Origin of the sequence: Caballeronia glathei (assembly GCF_000698595.1) — a bacterium.
GTDB classification, from domain to species: domain Bacteria; phylum Pseudomonadota; class Gammaproteobacteria; order Burkholderiales; family Burkholderiaceae; genus Caballeronia; species Caballeronia glathei.
The window spans coordinates 1-1,210 of record NZ_JFHC01000235.1 but is presented as its reverse complement, the minus strand read 5'-3'; the positions used below and the strand labels follow the sequence as shown (position 1 = coordinate 1,210).

General features: G+C 61.7%; 2 protein-coding genes. Both read right to left on the bottom strand.

Annotated features, from left to right (window positions below):
• The coding region (locus tag BG61_RS38505) for a motility-associated protein (protein ID WP_035943678.1) at positions 1–547 on the bottom strand (547 nt) is incomplete at its 3' end.
• 155 nt (positions 548–702) lie between these two features.
• On the bottom strand, positions 703–1,086 hold the full coding sequence (locus BG61_RS38500) for a nuclear transport factor 2 family protein (protein ID WP_035931543.1): 384 nt from the start codon (positions 1,084–1,086) through the stop codon (positions 703–705).
• Between the last annotated feature and the right edge of the window lie 124 nt (positions 1,087–1,210).

The following is a 1,210-nucleotide window of genomic DNA, read 5'->3' as shown; positions in this document are numbered from 1 at the left end:
CCATCACCGCCGCGACGATGCCGAACGCGGGCAGGCCGTCGGCCATCTTCTGGATCGCGTTCGCGGCGACCGAGCTTTCGGCGTGATGCGTTTCGAGTTCCTCGTCCATCAGGTCCTGCATTTCGAGCGCGTTCACATTGCCGCTCGACATCATGCGCAGATAGTCGACGATGAAATCGAGCAGGTGATGGTCCTTCATCACGTGGTCGTATTTCTGGAAAAGGGGACTGGACTCGGGCGCTTCGACATCCGCTTCGAGCGCCATCATGCCTTCCTTGCGCGCCTTCTGAAGCAGCTCATAGAGAAGCGCAATCAGCGCGAGATACTTTTCCTTCGTGTAGCCGCTGCTCTTGAATGCGTTCGGCAATGCCTTCAGCGTCTTCCTGAGCGTTGCCGTGGGATTCGACACCACGAACGCACCGATCGCCGCGCCGAAAATGCACAGCAATTCGAACGGCTGAAAGAGCGCGGCCAGATGGCCGCCGACGCCGACAAAACTTCCGATCACCGAGGCGATCACCACCACCCATCCGATAACGACAAACATGATTCCTCCGCGAGAGTCCGCGGCCCCGCGAGCGTGCATTTTCTGGACTGCAGAGGCACGGCTCGCGAGGCCGTCTTCGGACTTAACGGCGTGGTCCACCGGACATTTAGGGTAGTTGGCGGGAATCTTTGCCGTGAACGTTTGCGCGGTAATTCTTACGATGCGGTGCCTGGCGCCTGGTCCAGAAAGCCCGTCACCGAGGCGAGCCGCTCGCTCCCGTCGACGGTCCCGAAGTCCGTACCCCTGACGATCGTCTGCCCGTCGGGCGTGCGCAGTTCCCAGCTGAAGCGCAGGTTATCCGCGAAGCCGTCGACATCGGTCGTGCGGCGGAACGTGTGGTTCGGAAAGCGCTCATGCACGGCGCGGATCATCGCGTCAATACCTTCGTGGCCGTCGCCCTGCAGGAGAGGATCTCGGTACGACACGCCCGGCGAGTAGCTTTCGCGGATCAGCGCAGCGCGGCGTTGCGCATCGGTTTCGTTCCAGGCGTCGAAGTAGCGGTCGATCAGTGCGGCGCGGGAAGTGGCTTGGGTGTTCATGACTGCCTCCGTGGATGAGGGTGAGCAACGGTGAGTGAGCAGAGCGCCGGGTGGCGTCTCTGTGCCTGCACTATCGGCTGCGCGGGAACGCGAGTCGATTACCTGCGAGGTAATGAGCACCCTT